The sequence below is a fragment of the Paenibacillus lignilyticus genome (assembly GCF_017942085.1).
In the GTDB taxonomy this organism is placed as follows: domain Bacteria; phylum Bacillota; class Bacilli; order Paenibacillales; family Paenibacillaceae; genus Paenibacillus_Z; species Paenibacillus_Z lignilyticus.
This window is the reverse complement of the sequence record NZ_JAGKSP010000001.1, coordinates 22,853-42,881: the sequence shown is the minus strand read 5'-3', so window position 1 is coordinate 42,881 and position 20,029 is coordinate 22,853. Positions and strand designations below refer to the sequence as shown.

Sequence of the window (20,029 nt, the reverse complement as noted above, 5' to 3'; positions counted from 1 at the left end):
ATTCTGTCATCAAACTTTTAGGTTCCGGCAGAAGATTCGACTCCATCATTCTTGCGCTTATCTATACATCGTGTTTAATTGCATGATCATGCACGGGAGATACCGGAGGGGAACAGAAATGGCCATTAAGCTCATTAATATCGGTTTCGGAAATATCGTTTCCGCCAATCGAATCATCTCGATTGTAAGTCCGGAATCGGCGCCGATTAAACGGATTATCCAAGAAGCTCGCGACCGTCATATGCTTATTGATGCTACATATGGACGCCGCACACGCGCTGTTATTATTACGGACAGCGATCACGTTATTCTTTCGGCCGTACAACCGGAGACGGTTGCTCATCGGTTGTCGACTAAGGATGACGATCACGACGAATAGTGACGGGGAGTATTATGAACAGAGGATTGTTAATTGTATTATCCGGCCCATCGGGCGTCGGCAAGGGAACGGTTTGTTCCGAACTTCGGCATAAGCAGAGTGACCTTATTTATTCCGTTTCGGCAACCACACGCTCACCCCGTCAAGGTGAGATCGACGGCATTAATTATTTTTTTAAATCAAGAGAACAGTTCCAAGATATGATCGCGAAGGATGCGCTTCTGGAGTATGCGGAATATGTCGGTAATTACTACGGCACGCCGCGTGATTTTGTTGAGCGTACGCTTGCTTCGGGCAAAGATATCATTCTTGAAATTGAAGTGCAAGGCGCGTTAAAAGTAAAAGAGAAGTTTCCGCAAGGTGTCTTTATTTTCTTGGTGCCGCCTTCTCTTGATGTCCTTAAACAGCGCATTACCGGACGCGGAACAGAGAATGCCGATATTATTGACCATCGCATGAACGTAGCGGTGGAAGAAATGAATCTTATTCATTATTACGATTATGCAGTCGTGAATGATCAGATTGACGCTGCGTGTCATCGCATACAGAGCATCATCGTAGCAGAGCATTGCCGGCGTGACCGATTTATCGCAGAGCTTGGGGAAGTGAAGGAAGCTTCCGAGAAAGCCTAGCATGAGTGAGGTGAAGGAACGTTGTTATATCCATCTATTGATGAAATGATGAAGAAGGTCGACAGCAAGTATTCCTTGGTTGTCGCAGCATCGCGTCGTGCAAGAATGCTTCGTGACGGAAGCAAAACAGAAATTCGTTCCCCAAGATCCCATAAGTACGTGGGTATTGCCCTCGAAGAAATCTACCAAGATATTCTTGTGGTAGAGAGCACGCTGAACAAGAAAGACTAAGAAATTGATGAAGAACAACGATAACAACCCTTGCGGTTGTTATTTTTTTAACATTTTCGGATTTATCAATCCATGATGCTACAGCGTAAGAGGAGTGATCATAGGTGCTGAAAGGGAAAACAATTGTACTTGGCATCTCCGGCGGAATCGCGGCCTACAAAGCGGCGACCGTGTGCAGCAGGTTGGTGCAAACGGGTGCGAATGTGCGAGTCATCATGACGGAATCGGCAACGAAGTTCATTGCGCCGCTTACGCTTCAAACCTTGTCGCGGCATACCGTATATACGGATACCTTTGACGAATTCGATCCATCGGTTGTCGCGCACATCAACGTGGCGGACAGTGCGGATTTGGTCGTGATCGCGCCGGCTACAGCCAACGTATTGGCGAAAATGGCGCATGGCATCGGCGATGATATGCTGAGTACGACGCTTCTGGCAACGACAGCGCCGATTCTTATCGCACCCGCTATGAACGTCCATATGTACGATCATCCTGCTGTCGCTCATAATATGGCGCTGCTCGCGGAACGCGGGGCACGCTTCGTGGAGCCGGGAACAGGTTTGCTTGCGTGCGGCTATGTTGGCAAGGGTCGTCTTGCGGAGCCGGAAGATATCGTACAGGCTGTTAAGCAGTGGTTCGAGCAGAGCCAAGATTTAGCCGGCAAGCAAGTCATCGTTACGGCGGGCGGAACCGTGGAGCGTCTGGATCCGGTGCGCTTCTTGACCAATGACTCCTCCGGGAAAATGGGCTTTGCTCTTGCGGAAGCGGCAGCGAATCGCGGAGCGAATGTCACGCTAATCGCAGCTCGTACAAGCGCGGAGCCCATACAAGGCGTGAACATCGTCCACGTTGAATCGGCGGAGCAGATGCTGCAGGCTGTGCTGGAGCGATATGATTCAGCTGATTTGGTCATTAAAGCAGCGGCAGTCGCGGATTATCGGCCGGTTGCACGGGCGAATCACAAAATCAAGAAAAGCGAAGAGAAGCTCGTCATCGAGCTGGAGCGGACGACGGACATCCTAAAGACGCTTGGCGAGAAGAAGAAACATCAATTTCTGGTTGGCTTTGCGGCCGAGACCGAACAAGTGGCGCATTATGCGATGGATAAGCTGGTTCGCAAGCATTGCGATCTCATCGTTGCAAACGATGTATCGCAAGAAGGCGCAGGCTTCAATGTGGATACGAATATTGTGCAGCTGTTCGGTGAGGAAGGACTTCTGGAAGCGATGCCGATGCTTCGCAAACGTGAAGTGGCCGACCGTTTGATGAGCATCATTACACAGCGGATGCAAGCCAAGGCTGCAGCGGCCAAGGGGGCCGCTGAATGATTGCCAAAGTCATCGTAGATGTGCCGAGCCGCGCGACGGATCGGCCTTTTGACTATACGATACCCGCTGGTCTGATTGGTTGGGTGGAGATTGGCAGCCGGGTAGGTGTCCCATTCGGAGGACGCGTATTGCAAGGTTTCGTAATTGGGCTCGCTGATTACGCGGATGTCGACGTAAGCAAGCTAAAGCCGATTGCCGAGCTATTAGACCACGTCCCGCCTTTATCACCTGACTTAGTCGAGCTGGCGCAATGGATTAGCGAGAAGTATTTCTGCGCGCTTACCACCGCCCTTCAAGTGATGATTCCTGCAGCGCTCAAAGGGAAAGCCGACTCCGTCGTGACGATTTCGGAGGAAGAACAGGATTATTCTTGGCTTCATGCGGGTGAAGGCGATGCTCCATGGCTTGCGTTTATTCGTGCCAGCGGCGGACCGGTTCGCATGGCAGCGCTGCAGGAACGTTTCCCGGATGACGCAGCCGCTATCAAGCAGGCGATTAAACTGGGGATTTTGACGGAGCAGGTTTCGATTAAGGATCGGTTGTCCGTACGTAAAGTGCTGACGGTATATCCACCGGATAATGAAGCATTGGCTCAAGAAGCGTTAGCGAATTACTCTGCCCGTGCTGCCAAACAGCAAGAGGTGCTTCGCTACATGCTGGAAAACCGCGAACCGATTACGATGTCAGCGCTGGTAGAGACGCTGTCCACGACATCCGGCACCATTCGCGCAGTTGCGGATAAAGGCTTGATTACGCTGCGGGAAGTCGAGACGCAGCGCGATCCGTACGCAGGGCGCAATTTCAAACGTACCGAGCCGCTTCCGTTAACGGAAGGCCAGCAGGCCGTTTATGAAGAAATCGCGGAAGCGCTGGATGCGGAGGCGTCGCGCGTATTTCTGCTCCATGGTGTAACAGGCAGCGGCAAAACAGAAGTGTATTTGCAAACGATCGAGCGCTGCTTGCAATATGAACGGCAAGCAATCGTGCTCGTGCCGGAAATTGCCCTCACACCGCAGATGGTGGAGCGCTTCAAAGGCCGTTTCGGCGATTCGGTTGCCGTCTTACATAGCCGCCTTTCTAACGGGGAGCGTTACGATGAATGGCGGAAAATTCGCGAAGGCCGCGCACAAGTTGCGGTCGGTGCGAGATCGGCCGTATTCGCTCCGTTCCAGCGAGTAGGCTTAATTATCATTGACGAAGAACATGAGTCTTCCTATAAGCAAGAGGAAAGTCCGAAGTATCATGCGCGAGACGTTGCGGTAAGACGTGCCAGGCAGCACGGTGCTGCGGTTGTACTGGGATCTGCAACCCCTTCATTGGAAAGCTTCGCTGCTGCTTCAAGAATACTATCGGCGGCTTCGGCTTTCTCCGTGTCAGATGATAGTGCTAAATCATCAGGCGGAGCCGCACTTCTGCCGATGCCTCACCGGGTCGGCAATCGGCCTATGCCCAAGGTTCATCTGATTGATATGCGAGACGAGCTCAAAGCAGGGAATCGCTCCATGTTCAGCCGGCAGCTCCATGAGGCGCTGCTCGATCGCTTGGAGAAAGGCGAACAGTCGGTGCTGCTACTCAACCGCAGAGGTTATTCGACCTTTGTTATGTGCCGCTCATGCGGTTATACGGCGCAATGCCCGCATTGCGACATTTCGCTCACCTTCCATCAGAAGTCGCGCGTGATGCGCTGTCACTATTGCGGTCATGCCGAACAGGCGCCTGAGAAATGCCCGACTTGCGAAAGCGAGCATATACGTTTCTTCGGAACGGGCACGCAGCGGGTGGAAGAGGAGCTGGCCAAGCTGTTTCCCGGCATTCGCGTCATCCGGATGGATGTGGATACGACGACCGAGAAAGGCTCCCATGAGAAATGGCTGACCATGTTTGGCGAGCGCAAAGCAGATGTGCTGCTCGGCACTCAGATGGTAGCCAAGGGGCTTGATTTTCCATACGTTACTTTAGTAGGCGTTATTGCCGCAGATACATCGCTGCACTTGCCTGATTTCCGCGCCGCGGAGAAAACGTTCCAGCTGCTGACGCAGGTTGCGGGCCGGGCCGGGCGGCATGAACTGCTTGGCGAAGTTATCGTGCAGACGTACAATCCGGAGCATTATGCGATCGTTTCTGCCCAGCATCATGATTATGCCGCATTCGTGCAAGAGGAGCTGAAGCATCGTCGCTTCATGTCGTATCCGCCATTTTGCAGGCTTATTGTAGTGACCTTATCGGATGAACAGCTGACCCTTCTCATTACGGCAGGCGATAAACTCGCATCCACGCTGCGACAGCTGGCCTATGAGTCCGGCGTGAAAGGCTGGATCGATAGCGACGGCAGCCGTTTTATTGATATTTTGGGGCCGGTGGCATCTCCCATTCCGCGCATGAAAGATCGCTATCGTTTTCAATGTATGATAAAATATCGTGGAAACGTCGGGGCCATCGACCTGTTGAAGCAGGCGATCAGCATGATATCGGGACCGCAGGGTCAACCGCCGGTACAGATCAGCGTTGATGTAGATCCGCAAGTGATATTATAAGTAGAATTTTATAATAGGAGGTCATAAGATTGGCTATTCGACTGATTGTTCAAGATCCCGATCCGGTATTGCGCGAGCGCGCGGTAGTGGTGACCAAATTTAATGCGAATTTGCATAAATTGCTTCGCGATATGGCGGAGACGATGTACGACGCGGACGGGGTAGGTCTGGCTGCACCGCAGGTAGGCATCTCCAAACGCGTAATCGTTGTTGATGTTGGGGATGATCACGGCTTAATTGAAATGGTCAACCCGGAGATCATCGAGTCCGAGGGAGAACAGCTTGGACCGGAGGGCTGCCTCAGCATTGCCAAAATCAGCGGTGACGTTAACCGCGCCCAGCGCATTAAACTAAGAGGGCAGGACCGCAACGGCGTAACGTTTGAGATGGAAGCGACTGATTTTTTGGCGCGCGCTTTTCAGCATGAGGTCGACCATTTAAATGGCGTATTGTTTACGGATATTGCGGTTTCGATCTACGATACGGCGAGCCGTCCTCCCCGAAATGAGAGTGAATAGATGCGAATCGTATTTATGGGAACGCCTGAATTTGCCGTTCCATCTTTAGAGGCTATTCTTGCCGCAGGACATACCGTAGAGCTGGTGGTCACACAGCCTGATCGCCCGAAAGGCCGCAAAAAAACGTTGACGCCGCCTCCGGTTAAGGAAGCGGCTCTTCTTCGCGGCCTGCCTGTCGCACAGCCGGAACGTCTGCGCGGATCCGATACCGTGCAGCAAATTGCCGAGCTGCAGCCGGATCTCATCGTTACCGCGGCATACGGACAAATTCTGCCGAAAGCCGTGTTGGAAGTACCGCGTCTTGGCTGCATTAATGTTCACGGCTCCTTGCTTCCGCGTTATCGCGGCGGCGCTCCGATCCAGCGCTCCATTATCAATGGCGAGCGCGTGACCGGCGTGACCATTATGTATATGGCAGAAGGATTGGATACCGGCGACATGATCAGCGTAGTTGAAGTTCCGATAGCGGACGATGATACTTCAGGCACGCTGTTCGAGAAGTTAACGGCAGCCGGCGCGAAGCTGCTGGCCGAAACATTGCCGGCTATCGAGGCCGGAACGGCGAATCGAATCGTACAAAATCATGATGAAGCTACATATGCGCCAAATCTGTCACGGGAGGATGAACGGATCGACTGGAGCCGAGAGGCAGGTCAGATTTATAATCAGGTTCGCGGACTTTCCCCGATGGCAGGCGGTTTCACGATGTGGAATGGAGAGCCGTTCAAGGTGTGGGGCTGCCGAGCAGTCGATCGCAGCCATGCTGCAGCAGCGCCCGGCACGGTAACGAACCTGTCCGATGAAGGTATCCTTGTCCAAACAGGCAAAGGATCACTGCTTTTGACGAATATTCAACCTGCCGGGAAGAAAGCGATGGATGCCGTGGAATGGCTGAAAGGTGCAAGGCTTGAAGCAGGCACTGTGTTCGGCGGTGGCGAAGCATGAGCAGCGGACCGAACAATCGCGGTAAAGGATCCGGAGGCGTCGCAACCGGGCAAGGTCGGAACGGCAAGAAACCAAACGGCGCAGCTAATGGCGTGAAACAGCAGAAACAACAGCAGCCAAGACGTAAAACGGCGCGCGAGGTTGCGCTTGATACGCTTGTCAAGGTGGCAGAAGCCGGAGCGTACAGCAACTTGCAGCTCAATCGCGCGCTTCAGGACGCTCAGCTTTCGCGGCAAGATGCCGGGCTGGCAACGGAGCTGGTTTACGGCACCATCCAGCATCAGCGTCTGCTCGATGACAGGCTGAACATCCTTGTAACGAAAGGATTCAACAAGCTGACACCTTGGGTGCTCGTATTGCTTCGCATGAGTGCATACCAATTGCTCCTGCTTGATCGGATACCGGCGCATGCTGCCGTGAACGAAGCGGTTACCATTGCAAAGCGGCGCGGCCATAGCGGGATATCGGGCATGGTCAATGGCGTGCTCCGCAATTTGGAGCGCAGCTTGTCCGAGCTGAAAGAGCCGATTGAAAATGCGAATCCGGTCAAACGGATCGGCATTACGCATTCATATCCGGATTGGCTCGTCAAACGCTGGATCGACAGCTATGGCGAGACTGTAGCGGAGCAAATTTGCGCATCCGGCAATGAACCGCCTCACAGCAGCTTGCGCGTGAATCCATTGCGCTTATCTCGTGACAAAGCGATTAGCCTTCTCACGGACAATGGTTACGACGCAGTTGCATCGAAGCTCTCTGATGCGGCGGTCATCGTTAACGGTGGCGGAAACCTTGCTCAGTCAGAGGGTTATCAATCCGGACTCTGGACACTCCAAGACGAGAGCTCGATGCTTGTTGCTGAAGTGTGCGCGCCGGCGCCGGGCATGAAAGTGCTGGATTGCTGCGCGGCCCCCGGAGGCAAGACGACGCATCTGGCGGAGCTGATGGAGGATCGCGGACACGTATTCGCAAACGACGTTCATCCGCACAAGAAGCAGCTCATTGAAGAGCAAGCCGCGCGCCTCGGACTGAACGCAGTAGAAGCGATTACCGGCGATGCTTTGGAGCTTGCTTCACGCTTCGAGCCGCAAAGCTTCGATCTGGTATTGCTGGATGCGCCATGCTCCGGCTTCGGTGTTATCAGACGCAAGCCGGAAATCAAATGGACGAAGAGCGAAGCGGATGTTCACGCGATTGCTGATTTGCAGACGGATCTGCTTCGGGTAGCGGCCAAGCTCGTAAAGCCGGGCGGTACGCTCGTGTACAGTACGTGCACGATAGAACGGGAAGAGAACGAAGGGCAAATCGAGAAGTTTCTCGCGAATCAGCCTGCGTATAAACTCGATGCGGATTGGTCTTCCCACATTCTGCAGCCGCTTAAAGAAGGTCAAGTTATAGATGAAAGCTTTAGTGGCATGGTTCAGCTGCTGCCGCAGCAGTTTGGCAGCGACGGGTTTTTCATTGCTCGTTTGAAGCGAGTTCGATAAACCGTTACAAACCGTAAAAAACGCCCATGACAGCATCAAGTGGCCTGTTATGGGCGTTTGTGGTAAAATAATCAGGGGCACTCCTATCAAGAGGGCTCAGCACATATTTTGATAAAAGAAACAGGTGTAAAAACGATGAAACCGTTCATCTACGACTATACGTTAGATCAATTGCAAGACTGGATGAAAGAGAATGGCGAGCCCGCTTTCCGTGGCACGCAGCTGTTTGAGTGGCTTTATGCGAAACGTGTGAAGAGTTTTGAAGAGATGAGCAATCTCTCGAAGGGGCTCCGCCAGAAGCTGGAGGAGCAATTTGCGTTCGTTACGTTAACTGAGATTACGAAATTCGAATCGAAGGACGGTACGGTGAAGTTCCTATTCGGTCTGCATGACAATCATGCGATCGAAACGGTTATTATGCGTCACAACTACGGAAACAGCATCTGTGTGACGACGCAGGTCGGCTGCCGGATCGGCTGCACGTTCTGTGCTTCGACGCTTGGCGGTCTGAAACGCAACCTAACGGCCGGTGAAATCGTGGCGCAAGTAGTCGTTGCTCAGCAAATGCTTGACGCGACGAAAGAACGCGTATCGAGCATCGTCATCATGGGTTCCGGTGAGCCGTTCGAGAACTATGACGCGACAATGACGTTCCTTCGCAACATGATTCACGAGAAAGGGCTGAATATCGGCCAGCGTCACATTACGGTTTCGACAAGCGGCATCGTGCCAAGCATGTACAAATTCGCCGAAGAGAACACGCAGATCAATTTGGCGATTTCCATTCACGCGCCTAACGATAAGCTCCGTTCGAAGCTGATGCCGGTTAACCGCCGCTTCCCGTTCGAAGAAGTGATGGAAGCTTGCCGCTACTATATCGCCAAGACCGGCCGCCGAATCACGTTTGAGTATGCATTAATCGGCAGCGTGAATGATCAAAGCGAGCATGCTCAAGAGCTGGCGGACGTACTGAAAGGCATGCTTTGCCACGTGAATTTGATTCCGGTCAACCATGTGCCGGAGCGCGACTATGTGCGGACCCCGCGCGAGCAGATTTTCGAGTTCCACCGCATTCTGGAGAAGAACAATATCAATGCCACCATCCGCAGAGAACAAGGTCATGACATTGCAGCAGCTTGCGGACAACTACGTGCTAAACATATGGAGTCTACGGCGGGGTGATGAGTTGTGAAAATCGCTTATCGGAGCGATGTTGGGCGTATTCGATCCATTAATGAAGACACGGCTTGGTCGGACTCTTACGAGTTCGGCCTGACTGTGGCCATAGTTGCCGATGGCATGGGCGGTCACAAAGCAGGTGAAGTGGCAAGCCAGTTGGCGGTAGATACCTTCCGGGAGGCGCTCCAGGGCGTTTCTGCTGCGCTGTCTTTGGAAGAGCGTAAGCTGCTGATGAGCCAGGCTATTCTGCAAGCGAACGAAGTTGTTTTTGACATGGCGTCCAATAACGAGCAATTTCATAATATGGGAACAACAGTAGTTGCCGCACTTATACAAGACGATAACGGAGTCATCGGTCATATCGGGGACAGCCGGGTTTACAAATGGAGAGAAGGCGTACTGACTCAGCTGACTGAGGATCATACGCTTGTTCAAGAACTGGTGAAATCGGGTCAGATCACGCTTGAAGAAGCGGCGGTCCATCCGAGAAGGAATGTCATTACGCGTGCACTCGGCACAGATGAAGAGGTTGAAGTAGATATCATTTGCACGTCCTGGCGAGCCGGTGATTTGCTTATGTTATGCAGCGATGGGCTGACGACTATGGCGAGTACTTCGGCAATCATGGAGACATTAGGGCAGGATGATCTCAATTTGGATCAAAAAGCAGATCGGCTCGTTCAGCTGGCATTGGAAGCCGGCGGAGACGACAATATTACAGTAGTGCTGCTGCATCATGCCGAAGACACAGAGCTCGAGGGGTGATCGACATGATAGGACATGAATTAGGCGGAAGATATGAAATTATTACGCGCATCGGCGGAGGCGGGATGGCGCTTGTTTATAAAGCCCACGATATCCTGCTCAATCGTAATGTTGCGGTTAAAGTGCTGCGTCAGCAGTTTGTACATGACGAGGAGTTTATTCGTCGCTTCAGACGCGAGGCGCAATCGGCTGCCTCTTTGTCGCATTCCAATGTCGTAAGCATCTATGATGTTGGACAAGAAGATGATACGCATTACATCGTGATGGAGTACGTTGAAGGCAACAATCTTAATGAGATCATAAAAGAACGCGCACCTTTGCAAACGGAGGAAGCCGTTCGTATAGCCATTCAAATTTGCGATGCACTTGAGCACGCGCATTATAATCAAATCATTCATCGTGATATCAAACCACATAATATACTCATCGGTAAGAATGGACGCGTGAAAGTAACCGATTTCGGCATTGCACGCGCGGTAACCTCTTCGACGATTACCCAAACCGGTTCTGTGGTGGGCTCTGTCCATTATTTCTCACCGGAACATGCGAAAGGTGTCGTAACCGGAGAGAAGTCCGACTTGTATTCGCTTGGCATCGTGCTGTACCAAATGGTGACGGGAAAGCTGCCTTTCTTAGGTGAGAGCCCGATCAGCGTAGCGCTGAAGCATTTGCAAGAAACGTTCGCCGAGCCAAGAACCATTAACCCGTACATACCGCAAAGTGTAGAGAATGTCATTTTGCGCGCGATGCGGAAGAATCCGGGTGAACGATACGCGTCCGCCAAGGAGATGCTCCTCGATCTGGAAACTTGCTTGCAGCCTGAGCGGTTGAAAGAGCCGAAGGCTACATTCGCTAATTCGGATTTTGACGAGACCCGTGTCATGCCTGCCATTCGCGGCAGCATTGCCGATACGATGACAGACACGATTTCGAGTGTAAGAACCGAGCAGAATGGCGCACCGATTGAGAAAGCGAAAATATCAGCCGATCAGTCGGATCAGGATCGTTGGAATTCAAGCGGTCTTGAAGAGGAGCCGCGCAAACGCAGATGGGTCAAGCCTGTCGTGACGGTGGCATCAACATTGATTATCATTGCTCTTGTTTATTGGGGGGCCATGACCGTTCTAAGCTGGTTCGATATTGAAGAGGTAGATGTGCCGTATGTGGTCAACATGACGGAAGCGGAAGCCCGCACCACGCTGGAAGGGGCCGGCCTCAAAGTGGAAGAGCCCTCGATTTATACCGATAAAGAAGGGGTTGCGAAGGACATCGTCTATGAGCAATCGAAACCGAATCAACGGGTGAAGGTAGGCTCATTCATAAAGCTGTACGTTAGTAAAGGGCCGAAGCTGGCGACGGCCAGCAACTACGCGGGCAAGTCTTATGAAGATACGGTCGCAGCGCTGGTTGCTCTGGGCGTAGCCCAAGACAGCATTACCAAAGATGAAATTTTCAGCGATGAGACACCTGGTACCGTATTGGAACAGAGCCCTGAGGAAGGCGCCGAATTTGATCCGAAGACGGTGAAATTCAATTTAACGGTCAGCCAAGGGAAAGAAACGTTCCCGATGCCGAAATTGATTGATAAGTCGGAGAAAGATGCAATTGCGCTCATCAAGTCCAAAGGTCTTAAAATTAACGAGGCCGACATCGTACGTGAACCAAGCTACAAAGAGAAAGGCACCGTTATTGCACAGTATCCTTTCGATCCCGAGGCACCTGTATCCGAGGGAGCCGATATCACACTAACGGTTAGCTCCGGATTGCCGGAGGAAGCGATCGAATACACGTTCAATATCGTCATTTCACCGGCGGTGGCCGGCAAAACGAGCGAAATTCGCATTACGTATACCGATGCCCGCGGTGAGAATATTGAGTGGGGTAAACGGAAAATTAAAGATACGCAGTCCTTCCCGGTTAAGGTCGTGCTCGATCCGAACACGGAAGCGATGGTTACCATTTATCGAGACAATCAATTTACCGACACCTTCTCCAAAACGTATGAAGATGTAAAATCAGGTGAAACTGGAGCGCCGGAAACGGTCCCAGGCACTGAAACGCCGCCGGCAGATCAGCCGGCGCAAACTGAGGAGAATCCGACTGATGGCAATACGACCACAAACGAGACCGTCCAATAACAAGACCGAGTTGACAGGAAGAATCGTCAAAGCGTTGAGCGGCTATTATTATGTAAGGCCGCTCGATGCTGCCTCAGATGTAGCGCCGATCCAGTGCAGAGCCCGCGGCATCTTCAAGAAACGCGGCGAATCGCCGCTCGTAGGTGATGTTGTCGCATATGAAGAGACGGAGAACGGCGAAGGAGCCGTAAACCGAATTCTGCCGCGCAGCTCGGAGCTGATTCGGCCGCCTGTCGTGAATATTGATCTTGCCGTACTGGTCTTCTCGGTGACGGAGCCGGCGCTGAACCTGCAGCTTCTTGATAAGTTTCTTGTTCATATTGAGCATGCCGGCATCCAAGCGGTACTTTGCCTTAGCAAGCAGGATCTCGCTGAGGACGGCGAGGATTCAGAGGAAGCACGTACTGCCATGAGCGACGTGCTTCGCATTTATCAGCCGATCGGATACGAGGTTCTGGTGACGAGCTCAAGGCAAGGGGAGGGAACCCCGGCACTGTCAGAGCGCCTGCAAGGCCATCTGGCGGTGTTCGCCGGTCAATCGGGTGTTGGGAAGTCTTCGCTGCTTAATGCGCTCGTACCCGGTCTCACGCTCGAGACAAACGCTATCAGTAGCCGACTTGGCCGCGGTAAACATACTACCCGCCATGTAGAGCTTGTCGACATTGGCGGCGGTTATGTTGCGGATACACCCGGCTTTAGCCAGCTTGATTTTGCCGAGCTTGGCATCGAAGAATTAGGAACTTGTTTCAGGGAGATGCGCGAGCTTTCTTCGGGATGCAAATTCCGCGGCTGCACACATATTCATGAACCGGAATGCGCGGTGCTGGAAGCGCTGGAGCGCGGGGAAATCGCGCCCAGCCGCCATAGCAATTACGTGCTGTTCATGGAGGAAATGAAAGAGAAAAAGCGGAGGTACTGAAATGTCTATCATAGCACCATCGATATTGTCGGCTAATTTTGCGACACTTGCAGACGAAATCAAAGACGTGGAGCGTGCCGGAGCGGATTGGATTCATATTGATGTCATGGACGGCCATTTCGTCCCGACACTGACGTTTGGCCCCCTGGTCATTAGCGCCGTTCGTCCATCCACGAAGCTTGTGTTCGATGTGCATCTGATGATCGAGCGTCCGGAGCTGCACATTGCGTCTTATGTGGCTGCAGGAGCTGACCGTATTACGGTACATGCCGAGGCATGCGTTCATTTGCACCGCGTTATTCACCAAATCAAAGAAGCCGGATTGCCTGTCGGCGTTGCGCTGAATCCGGCTACGCCGATTAACGTGCTGGAGAATGTGCTGGACGATCTGGATATGGTGTTAATTATGACCGTAAACCCGGGCTTCGGGGGACAGCAGTTCATTCCTCAATCTCTGCAGAAGATCCGCCAGCTGCGTGGGCTGCTTGAATCACGCGGTCTTGGAGACATGCTCATCCAGGTCGATGGCGGCATTAACGCAACGACTGCGAAGCTTGTCAGAGAAGCGGGTGCTGATGTATTCGTTGCCGGCAATGCCGTATTCACTGAACAGGATCGCGCAGCGGCTATTTCAGCACTGCGTTAGGAGGACGACTAAAGATGCCCGATTGGTTAAAGAAAGGTCTGCTATGCACGCTGTTCAGTATGGGCTGCGGACTGATGCTGGCGATATTTCCGAATGTAAAGACCGGCGTCAATTTTCTGTTCTCCATTCTTGCACTGGTTATTGCAATCTTCTATTTTAAGCGGTTTACATCATTGCGGTCGCGAATCGTATTTGGTGTGATGTCGTTGCTGTTCTTTCTGTTCTTTACCATTGTGATCGCCGTTGTGCTTTACGCTAGGGCGCATCCAATGACTACTGCCTAGAGCCGGCGGATGACCCCTTGTTTGGAATAGGACAAACATAGATCGCATAGGATGGTTACATGAACGAACGTTCTTGTAGCCTTTTTTATTTGTCTGATGAAGGCTGAGAGGACCGTTACGGATGTTTATTCAGCATACGAAGAACGTTTTGCTCACGCACACGCACATGCAAAACTAGAGCTTATGCTTATGAACGGTTTTGCTGAGGCAAAACTCTTAGGAGGGGTGGAGCATGAAATTTTACACGATCAAGCTGCCGAAGTTTTTGGGTGGCTTCGTGAAGGCGATTCTGAATACGTTCCAAAAGAACTAGCGGCTGCTGGCAAGGTATGAAGTCGCGCTAAGGAACGGTTCGACATGCAGCATCCTGAGCACAGAGCACAGCATTTGGTCCCTCCTGTGCCTAGACATGCAAAAAAGCACCTGATGGAATCAGGTGCTTTTTGTCCATGGCTTAATGCCGTTATACACGAGTCACTTTGCCGGCTTTCAGAGCACGAGTGCTGACATAAACACGTTTTGGTTTGCCGTCAACAAGAATTCTAACTTTTTGAACGTTAACGCCCCAAGTGCGGCGAGTTTTGTTGTTAGCGTGCGAAACATGATTGCCTACCCCTGGACCTTTGCCAGTAATGAAACATTTGCGAGACATGAAATACACCTCCCTTGAAGAATCACTGCAAATAAACAGACTCCAATATAATAACATAACAAATCACATTCATCAAGCATTTGAAGATTCCATCCCTAAGGTATATAAAGCGCTTAAAATGCAGAAAATGGTCGTAAAATGGGCATTGGGCTTCAAAATCGTCATTATTTATAGTACAATGTTGTTTAGTCCATAATAATAACGGTGAAGGAGTGGTTTTCCATGCCCCTGCAGATTAATTCGGAATTAGGCAATGTATTCATAACCGACCATGTTATCTCCGTTCTTGCCGGCTCAGCGGCACTGGATTGTTATGGACTGGTAGGTATGGCTTCAAGAAAGCAGCTGAAAGACGGCATTGCCGAGCTGCTTGGTCGAGATAATTTATCGCGCGGTGTTGAAGTCCACCGAGAGAACGACTACTTACACATTGATTTGTACATCATCGTTAGCTACGGCACAAAAATTTCCGAGGTCGCACATAATATTCAGTCGAAAGTGAAATATGTGATGAATGAGGTCATCGGCGTCAAGGTAGACGTCATCAATATTTTTGTCCAGGGCGTACGGGTATCTCGGTAGGAAGGGGTAATACGTTTGATTAAACGCTTTATTAACGGCTCAGACTTTGCGAGTATGGTACTGAGCGGAGCGGAAAGTTTGCAAAGAAATGTTGAGCGCATCAATGCGCTGAATGTGTTCCCGGTTCCGGACGGTGATACCGGGACGAATATGAATTTAACGATGACGTCAGGAAAACGCGAGCTGCAGAGCAAATCCTCCCCAGCAATAGGCAAAGTTGCGGAAGCGCTTTCTAAGGGATTGCTGATGGGTGCACGCGGGAATTCCGGCGTTATTTTGTCACAGTTATTCCGGGGGTTCGCCAAAAGTATCGTCAACTCGGATCAGATCGATCCGGTGCAGTTTGCTGCAGCACTTCAGAACGGTGTAGACATGGCTTACAAGGCTGTCGTCAAGCCGGTTGAAGGGACGATTCTAACCGTCGCGAAAGATACGGCTAAACATGCAGTGTCGATCGCCAAGCGCACGACAGATATGACAGAGATGATGCGCGAGGTTGTTACCAAATCAAATGAATCGCTTGCACGTACACCTGATTTACTGCCGGTACTTAAACAAGTAGGTGTAGTGGATTCCGGCGGTCAGGGACTTGTATGTATTTATGAGGGTTTCCTACAGGCATTAAACGAAAACGTGGGCTCTGCGGATGACAGCCATTTCGGTTCGGAGGCAGCATCACCTGAGCTGTTCCCGGCAATGAAGGCTGTACCGGCACCATCGGTTCCGCGTCCCAACCAAGTGCTATCCAGCGCGCAATCGCGCTTGGAAACCGAGAATATTGAATTTTTATACGATATGGAATTTTTCATTAATCGAAAGCTCGCGGCTCGCAATGCACTTCGCTTCGATGAAGCTTTGTTCAAAGGCATGCTAAGCAGGGACGGGGATTCGATTCTTGTCATTGCGGACGATGAAATCATTAAAGTTCATGTTCATACGCGCAAACCGGGGGATGTGCTGAATTACGCGCTGCCCTACGGAGAGCTAACTGAAATTCATATTCTTAATATGCGCGAGCAGCATCGTGAGCTTCTTCATGAAGAAGCCGCTCATTTAAACAGCAGCTCATCAACAACACCTGCAATCCAAGAGGATCCATTGAAGGAAACGGCAATCGTAGAGGAAGCTGCGCTTGGTCTTGCGGTTTCGGAAGTGCTGACAGGCACGCCGGCAGCGTCCATCACGGCGGAATCGGCTCATGAGTGGGCAGCATTCGGCATCATTGCAGTCGCTATGGGCGAAGGGATTGCATCGATCTTCATGGATAACAATGTGGATGTCGTGCTATCCGGCGGACAATCGATGAACCCATCGACGGAGGATTTCGTCAATGCGATCGAATCGCTGTCGGCCGAGCATATCTATTTACTGCCGAATAACGGCAACATCATCTTGGCTGCGCAGCAAGCCGCAGAACTATGCGAGCGGAATGTAACCGTTATCCAAACGAAGAATATCCCGCAGGGTCTGGCAGCTGTCCTGGCCTTTAAGGAAGACGGTACTGCAGAAGAGAATACGGAAGCGATGGGCGAAGCTGCGAAGCAGGTACGTTCGGGCCAAGTAACGAATGCGGTACGGAATACTTCGATCGACGGCATTACGATTCATGAAGGCGATTATATCGGCATCATGGAGAAAGCCATTGTGACGGCTTCCCCGAGCTTACAGGAAACTTGCCGGGAGCTGCTCGCCAGAATGCTTGAAGACGGCGGTGAGCTGGTTACGATTCTCACAGGCGAACAAGCAGACGCAGCGGTAACTGCGGAATTCGTGCAATGGGTAACCGATACCTTTGCGCATGCAGAGCTTGAAGTACACGAAGGCGGACAACCGCTTTATCCATATCTATTTGCAGTGGAATAGGGGGTGCTGGAATGGGTGCGATCAAGATCATAACGGACAGTACGGCGGATATTCCAAAGCGTGTTCGTGAGCAGCATAATATCGAAATGGTACCGCTTAAGGTGCTTTTCGGCGAGGACACGTATCTCGATTCAGTCACCATTACGAACAATCAGTTCTATGAGCGATTGGCCAAAGCGGATATGCTGCCAACCACTTCACAGCCCTCACCGGTAGAGTTTATGGAAGCGTACGAGCGTGTGCTTGGTACAGGTAGTGATACATCCATTATTTCCATTCATCTGTCTTCTGCGCTAAGCGGCACTTATCAATCGGCGGTTCTGGGCTCAACCTTACTTGATATGCCGGGCGATATTACGGTGATCGATTCCAAATCCGCATCCTATGGCTGCGGTATGTTGGCTGTTAAAGCAGCTGAGATGGCAGCGGCGGGTGAAACCAAAGAAGCCATTGTCACTAAAGTGGAGAACATGATTAAAGACCGCAAAATGTATTTCTTGCTGGATACGCTTGAGTATTTGCAGAAAGGTGGTCGAATCGGCAAGGCAGCGGCTTTGTTCGGTTCGATTCTCAACATCAAGCCGATTTTGACGATCGACGGCGAAGGCGAAGTAATGGCCGTTGACAAAGTGCGCGGGACGAAGAAAGCGATGCAGCGCATCATCGATTTGTTCAAGAACGACTTTGGCAATGATCCGATTGAAATGACAGTTGGGTGGACACATAAGAATGAGCTGGCGCTTGAGCTTGCAGCTCTTGCGCAAGGACAGCTGAACATACGCAGCATCCGGCAAACAGAGATCGGCTCTGTTATCGGAACACACGCCGGTCCGGGTGCCGCTGCATTATTTATTACGCGGGTGTGAGGTAATGGGGATGAAGCTGGATCAAATAACGGTCCGGCAAATGAAAGGCGTGAGTGCTCAGAAGGAATTAGAGCTTCACGCCTTTGGCGTTCATACGATCGCAGATTTGCTGGATTATTTTCCGTTTCGATATGAAGACTATCGGATTCGGAGCTTAGGGGAAACGAAGGATGGGGAGAAAGCGACCGTGGAAGGCAAGATTATGGGCAATCCGCTTCTGCAGCGGCTTGGCCGTTCCAAGACTCGCTTAACCTGTAAAATAGTGATCGACGGCATATTAGTAACGGCGGTATGGTTTAATCGGCATTTTCTGCAGGAGCAGCTGATTCCCGGCCGGGATATCGTGCTGACGGGCAAGTGGGAGCAGCAGCGGCTGCAAATTACCGTGTCGGAGTCCGAGTTCCCTGATAAAGGCGCTTCCCGCTCAGGGACACTCCAATCCGTCTACTCCGTTGGAGGCAGTGTGACACAGCCGTGGATACGCAAAATCATGACGCAGGCGCTGCTTCAATACGGGCCGATGGTGGAAGAGATTCTGCCAGTCGAATTGATGGACAAGCATGGCCTTATGCTGCGCCGCGATGCGGTGAAACAAATTCACCAGCCTGAGGATATTGCGCAAGGGCAAGCTGCCCGGCGGCGACTCGTTTATGAGGAGCTGTTCTTGTTTCAATTAAAGCTGCAAGCATACCGAACGCTTAATCGTAAACGTATGGATGGCGTCGCACATGTGGTTGATGCGGAATCGATTCGGGTTTTCGTTCGTACGCTGCCCTTCGAGCTGACGGATTCGCAGAAGAAGGTTGTCAACGAAATCTTGATCGATATGCGTCATCCTTCCTGTATGAACCGGCTGTTGCAGGGCGATGTTGGATCCGGGAAAACCGTCGTAGCGGCTATCGCGCTGTTTGCCGCTTACAAAGCGGGCCACCAGGGGGCGTTGATGGTGCCGACGGAGATATTAGCGGAGCAGCACTACCGTTCCTTACAGAAGCTGCTGGGCGGCGTTGGGCTGCAGGTAGCCTTATTGACAGGCAGTTTGACGGAGAAGAAACGAAGAGATGTGCTGGCAGGGCTGCAAATGGGTCTTATTGATGTAATCGTTGGCACGCAGGCCATTATTCAGGAAGGCGTGAACTTCCGCAGTCTCGGGTTGGTTGTTACGGATGAACAGCACCGATTTGGCGTTAACCAGCGGAGTGTACTGCGCCGCAAAGGGATGAATCCGGATGTGCTCACGATGACAGCGACACCGATTCCAAGAACGCTCGCCATTACGGCATTCGGCGACCTTGACGTGTCTACGTTGCGTGAACGTCCGCAAGGCCGTAAGCCGATTCAGACGAATTGGGTGAAACACAATATGTTGGACCGGGTGCTCGGCTTTATTCGACGAGAGGTGGAGGCAGGGCGACAGTGTTATTTTATATGCCCGCTCATCGAAGAGTCCGAGAAGCTGGATGTGCAGAATGCGATCGACCTACATATTCAAATTCAGCAAGCCTTTCCGGATTTGCGAATTGGACTGCTGCACGGACGACTAACGACCCCGGACAAAGATGAAGTCATGCGCGCATTCAGCGAGAATGAAGTGCATGTACTCGTTGCGACCACTGTCGTAGAAGTCGGGGTCGACGTGCCGAACGCAACATTGATGGTCATTATGGATGCGGAGCGGTTTGGCTTGTCGCAGCTGCATCAGCTGCGCGGGCGGGTAGGACGCGGCGGGCACCAGTCCTACTGTGTCTTGATAGCCGATCCGAAGTCGGAAATCGGTCGGGAACGGATGAAAATCATGACGGAGACGAATGATGGCTTCGAGGTATCGAGACGGGATTTGGAGCTGAGAGGGCCAGGGGACTTCTTCGGGACGAAGCAAAGCGGCGTACCGGACTTTAAGCTGGCCGATATGGCGGCCGACTTTGCGGTGCTTGAGGAAGCTCGGGATGATGCGGCTGACATGACGGCGAAGCCGGATTTCTGGACGGCAGCGGCCTATGCGAGACTGCGCGACTTGCTCAAGAAAGAGCAACTTTTTCAAGGGGAACTCTTGGACTAGTTTTGAAAGCGTCTGTCTT

At 51.8% G+C, this 20,029-nt stretch carries 20 protein-coding genes; 19 read left to right on the top strand and 1 reads right to left on the bottom strand.

Translation table 11 applies throughout. The features are described 5' to 3' along the window. Window positions 1-118 precede the first annotated feature (118 nt). The 15 genes from remA (at window position 119) to spoVM (ending at window position 14,301) form a co-directional block, all read left to right on the top strand. Window positions 119-379: an extracellular matrix/biofilm regulator RemA gene (gene remA, locus I8J30_RS00205; RefSeq protein ID WP_020615370.1), complete on the top strand. Its 261-nt coding sequence runs from the start codon at window positions 119-121 to the stop codon at window positions 377-379. Window positions 380-393: 14 nt separating this feature from the next. Beyond that, window positions 394-1,011, top strand: a complete 618-nt coding sequence (gene gmk / locus I8J30_RS00200; protein WP_210654421.1) for a guanylate kinase — start codon at window positions 394-396, stop codon at window positions 1,009-1,011. A gap of 21 nt (window positions 1,012-1,032) precedes the next feature. Next, a complete protein-coding gene (gene rpoZ, locus I8J30_RS00195) occupies window positions 1,033-1,242 on the top strand; it encodes a DNA-directed RNA polymerase subunit omega (protein WP_090978245.1) in 210 nt (69 codons plus the stop codon). 104 nt (window positions 1,243-1,346) lie between these two features. Next, complete coding sequence (gene coaBC, locus I8J30_RS00190) at window positions 1,347-2,573, top strand: bifunctional phosphopantothenoylcysteine decarboxylase/phosphopantothenate--cysteine ligase CoaBC (RefSeq protein ID WP_210654419.1); 1,227 nt, start codon at window positions 1,347-1,349, stop codon at window positions 2,571-2,573. Then, window positions 2,570-5,107 carry a primosomal protein N' gene (priA, locus tag I8J30_RS00185; protein ID WP_210654418.1) on the top strand — a complete coding sequence of 846 codons (2,538 nt, stop codon included), beginning with the start codon at window positions 2,570-2,572 and terminating at the stop codon, window positions 5,105-5,107. The genes coaBC and priA overlap by 4 nt, the downstream gene beginning before the upstream one ends. A gap of 29 nt (window positions 5,108-5,136) precedes the next feature. Beyond that, window positions 5,137-5,625, top strand: coding sequence for a peptide deformylase (gene def / locus I8J30_RS00180; protein ID WP_210654416.1), 489 nt, complete (start codon window positions 5,137-5,139; stop codon window positions 5,623-5,625). After that, window positions 5,626-6,570: a methionyl-tRNA formyltransferase gene (gene fmt / locus I8J30_RS00175; RefSeq protein WP_210654414.1), complete on the top strand. Its 945-nt coding sequence runs from the start codon at window positions 5,626-5,628 to the stop codon at window positions 6,568-6,570. Beyond that, entirely contained in the window at window positions 6,567-8,057 is a 1,491-nt protein-coding gene (gene rsmB, locus I8J30_RS00170; RefSeq protein WP_210654412.1) for a 16S rRNA (cytosine(967)-C(5))-methyltransferase RsmB, read from the top strand. The genes fmt and rsmB overlap by 4 nt, the downstream gene beginning before the upstream one ends. Window positions 8,058-8,192: 135 nt before the next feature. Beyond that, a complete protein-coding gene (gene rlmN, locus I8J30_RS00165; protein ID WP_210654410.1) occupies window positions 8,193-9,239 on the top strand; it encodes a dual-specificity RNA methyltransferase RlmN in 1,047 nt (348 codons plus the stop codon). 6 nt (window positions 9,240-9,245) lie between these two features. Continuing rightward, on the top strand, window positions 9,246-10,001 hold the full coding sequence (locus tag I8J30_RS00160) for a Stp1/IreP family PP2C-type Ser/Thr phosphatase (protein ID WP_210654408.1): 756 nt from the start codon (window positions 9,246-9,248) through the stop codon (window positions 9,999-10,001). Between the two features lie 5 nt (window positions 10,002-10,006). Continuing rightward, window positions 10,007-12,139 (top strand): Stk1 family PASTA domain-containing Ser/Thr kinase, encoded by a 2,133-nt coding sequence (pknB, locus tag I8J30_RS00155; RefSeq protein ID WP_210654406.1) that lies wholly within the window; start codon window positions 10,007-10,009, stop codon window positions 12,137-12,139. Further along, complete coding sequence (gene rsgA / locus I8J30_RS00150; protein WP_210654404.1) at window positions 12,105-13,058, top strand: ribosome small subunit-dependent GTPase A; 954 nt, start codon at window positions 12,105-12,107, stop codon at window positions 13,056-13,058. Before pknB ends, rsgA begins: the two co-directional genes overlap by 35 nt. 1 nt (window position 13,059) lies before the next feature. Beyond that, window positions 13,060-13,704, top strand: coding sequence for a ribulose-phosphate 3-epimerase (gene rpe / locus I8J30_RS00145; protein ID WP_210654402.1), 645 nt, complete (start codon window positions 13,060-13,062; stop codon window positions 13,702-13,704). A gap of 14 nt (window positions 13,705-13,718) precedes the next feature. Further along, entirely contained in the window at window positions 13,719-13,988 is a 270-nt protein-coding gene (locus tag I8J30_RS00140; protein WP_210654401.1) for a hypothetical protein, read from the top strand. 232 nt (window positions 13,989-14,220) lie between these two features. Continuing rightward, the gene (gene spoVM, locus I8J30_RS00135; protein WP_010345573.1) at window positions 14,221-14,301 is read left to right on the top strand and encodes a stage V sporulation protein SpoVM; all 81 of its coding nucleotides are present in this window, start codon (window positions 14,221-14,223) and stop codon (window positions 14,299-14,301) included. Between the two features lie 150 nt (window positions 14,302-14,451). On the opposite strand, the gene rpmB is transcribed toward spoVM, so the two are convergent. After that, complete coding sequence (rpmB, locus tag I8J30_RS00130) at window positions 14,452-14,640, bottom strand: 50S ribosomal protein L28 (protein ID WP_091215486.1); 189 nt, start codon at window positions 14,638-14,640, stop codon at window positions 14,452-14,454. 222 nt (window positions 14,641-14,862) lie between these two features. On the opposite strand from rpmB, the gene I8J30_RS00125 reads away from it, so the two are divergent. Genes I8J30_RS00125 through recG form a run of 4 tightly spaced genes read left to right on the top strand, consistent with a single transcriptional unit; the run spans window position 14,863 to window position 20,010 of the window. Continuing rightward, entirely contained in the window at window positions 14,863-15,222 is a 360-nt protein-coding gene (locus I8J30_RS00125) for an Asp23/Gls24 family envelope stress response protein (protein WP_210654399.1), read from the top strand. Between the two features lie 54 nt (window positions 15,223-15,276). After that, the gene (locus I8J30_RS00120) at window positions 15,277-17,085 is read left to right on the top strand and encodes a DAK2 domain-containing protein (protein WP_210655969.1); all 1,809 of its coding nucleotides are present in this window, start codon (window positions 15,277-15,279) and stop codon (window positions 17,083-17,085) included. A gap of 11 nt (window positions 17,086-17,096) precedes the next feature. Next, window positions 17,097-17,951: a DegV family protein gene (locus I8J30_RS00115; protein WP_210654397.1), complete on the top strand. Its 855-nt coding sequence runs from the start codon at window positions 17,097-17,099 to the stop codon at window positions 17,949-17,951. A gap of 10 nt (window positions 17,952-17,961) precedes the next feature. Then, window positions 17,962-20,010, top strand: a complete 2,049-nt coding sequence (gene recG, locus I8J30_RS00110; RefSeq protein ID WP_210654395.1) for an ATP-dependent DNA helicase RecG — start codon at window positions 17,962-17,964, stop codon at window positions 20,008-20,010. The last annotated feature ends 19 nt before the right edge of the window (window positions 20,011-20,029 follow it).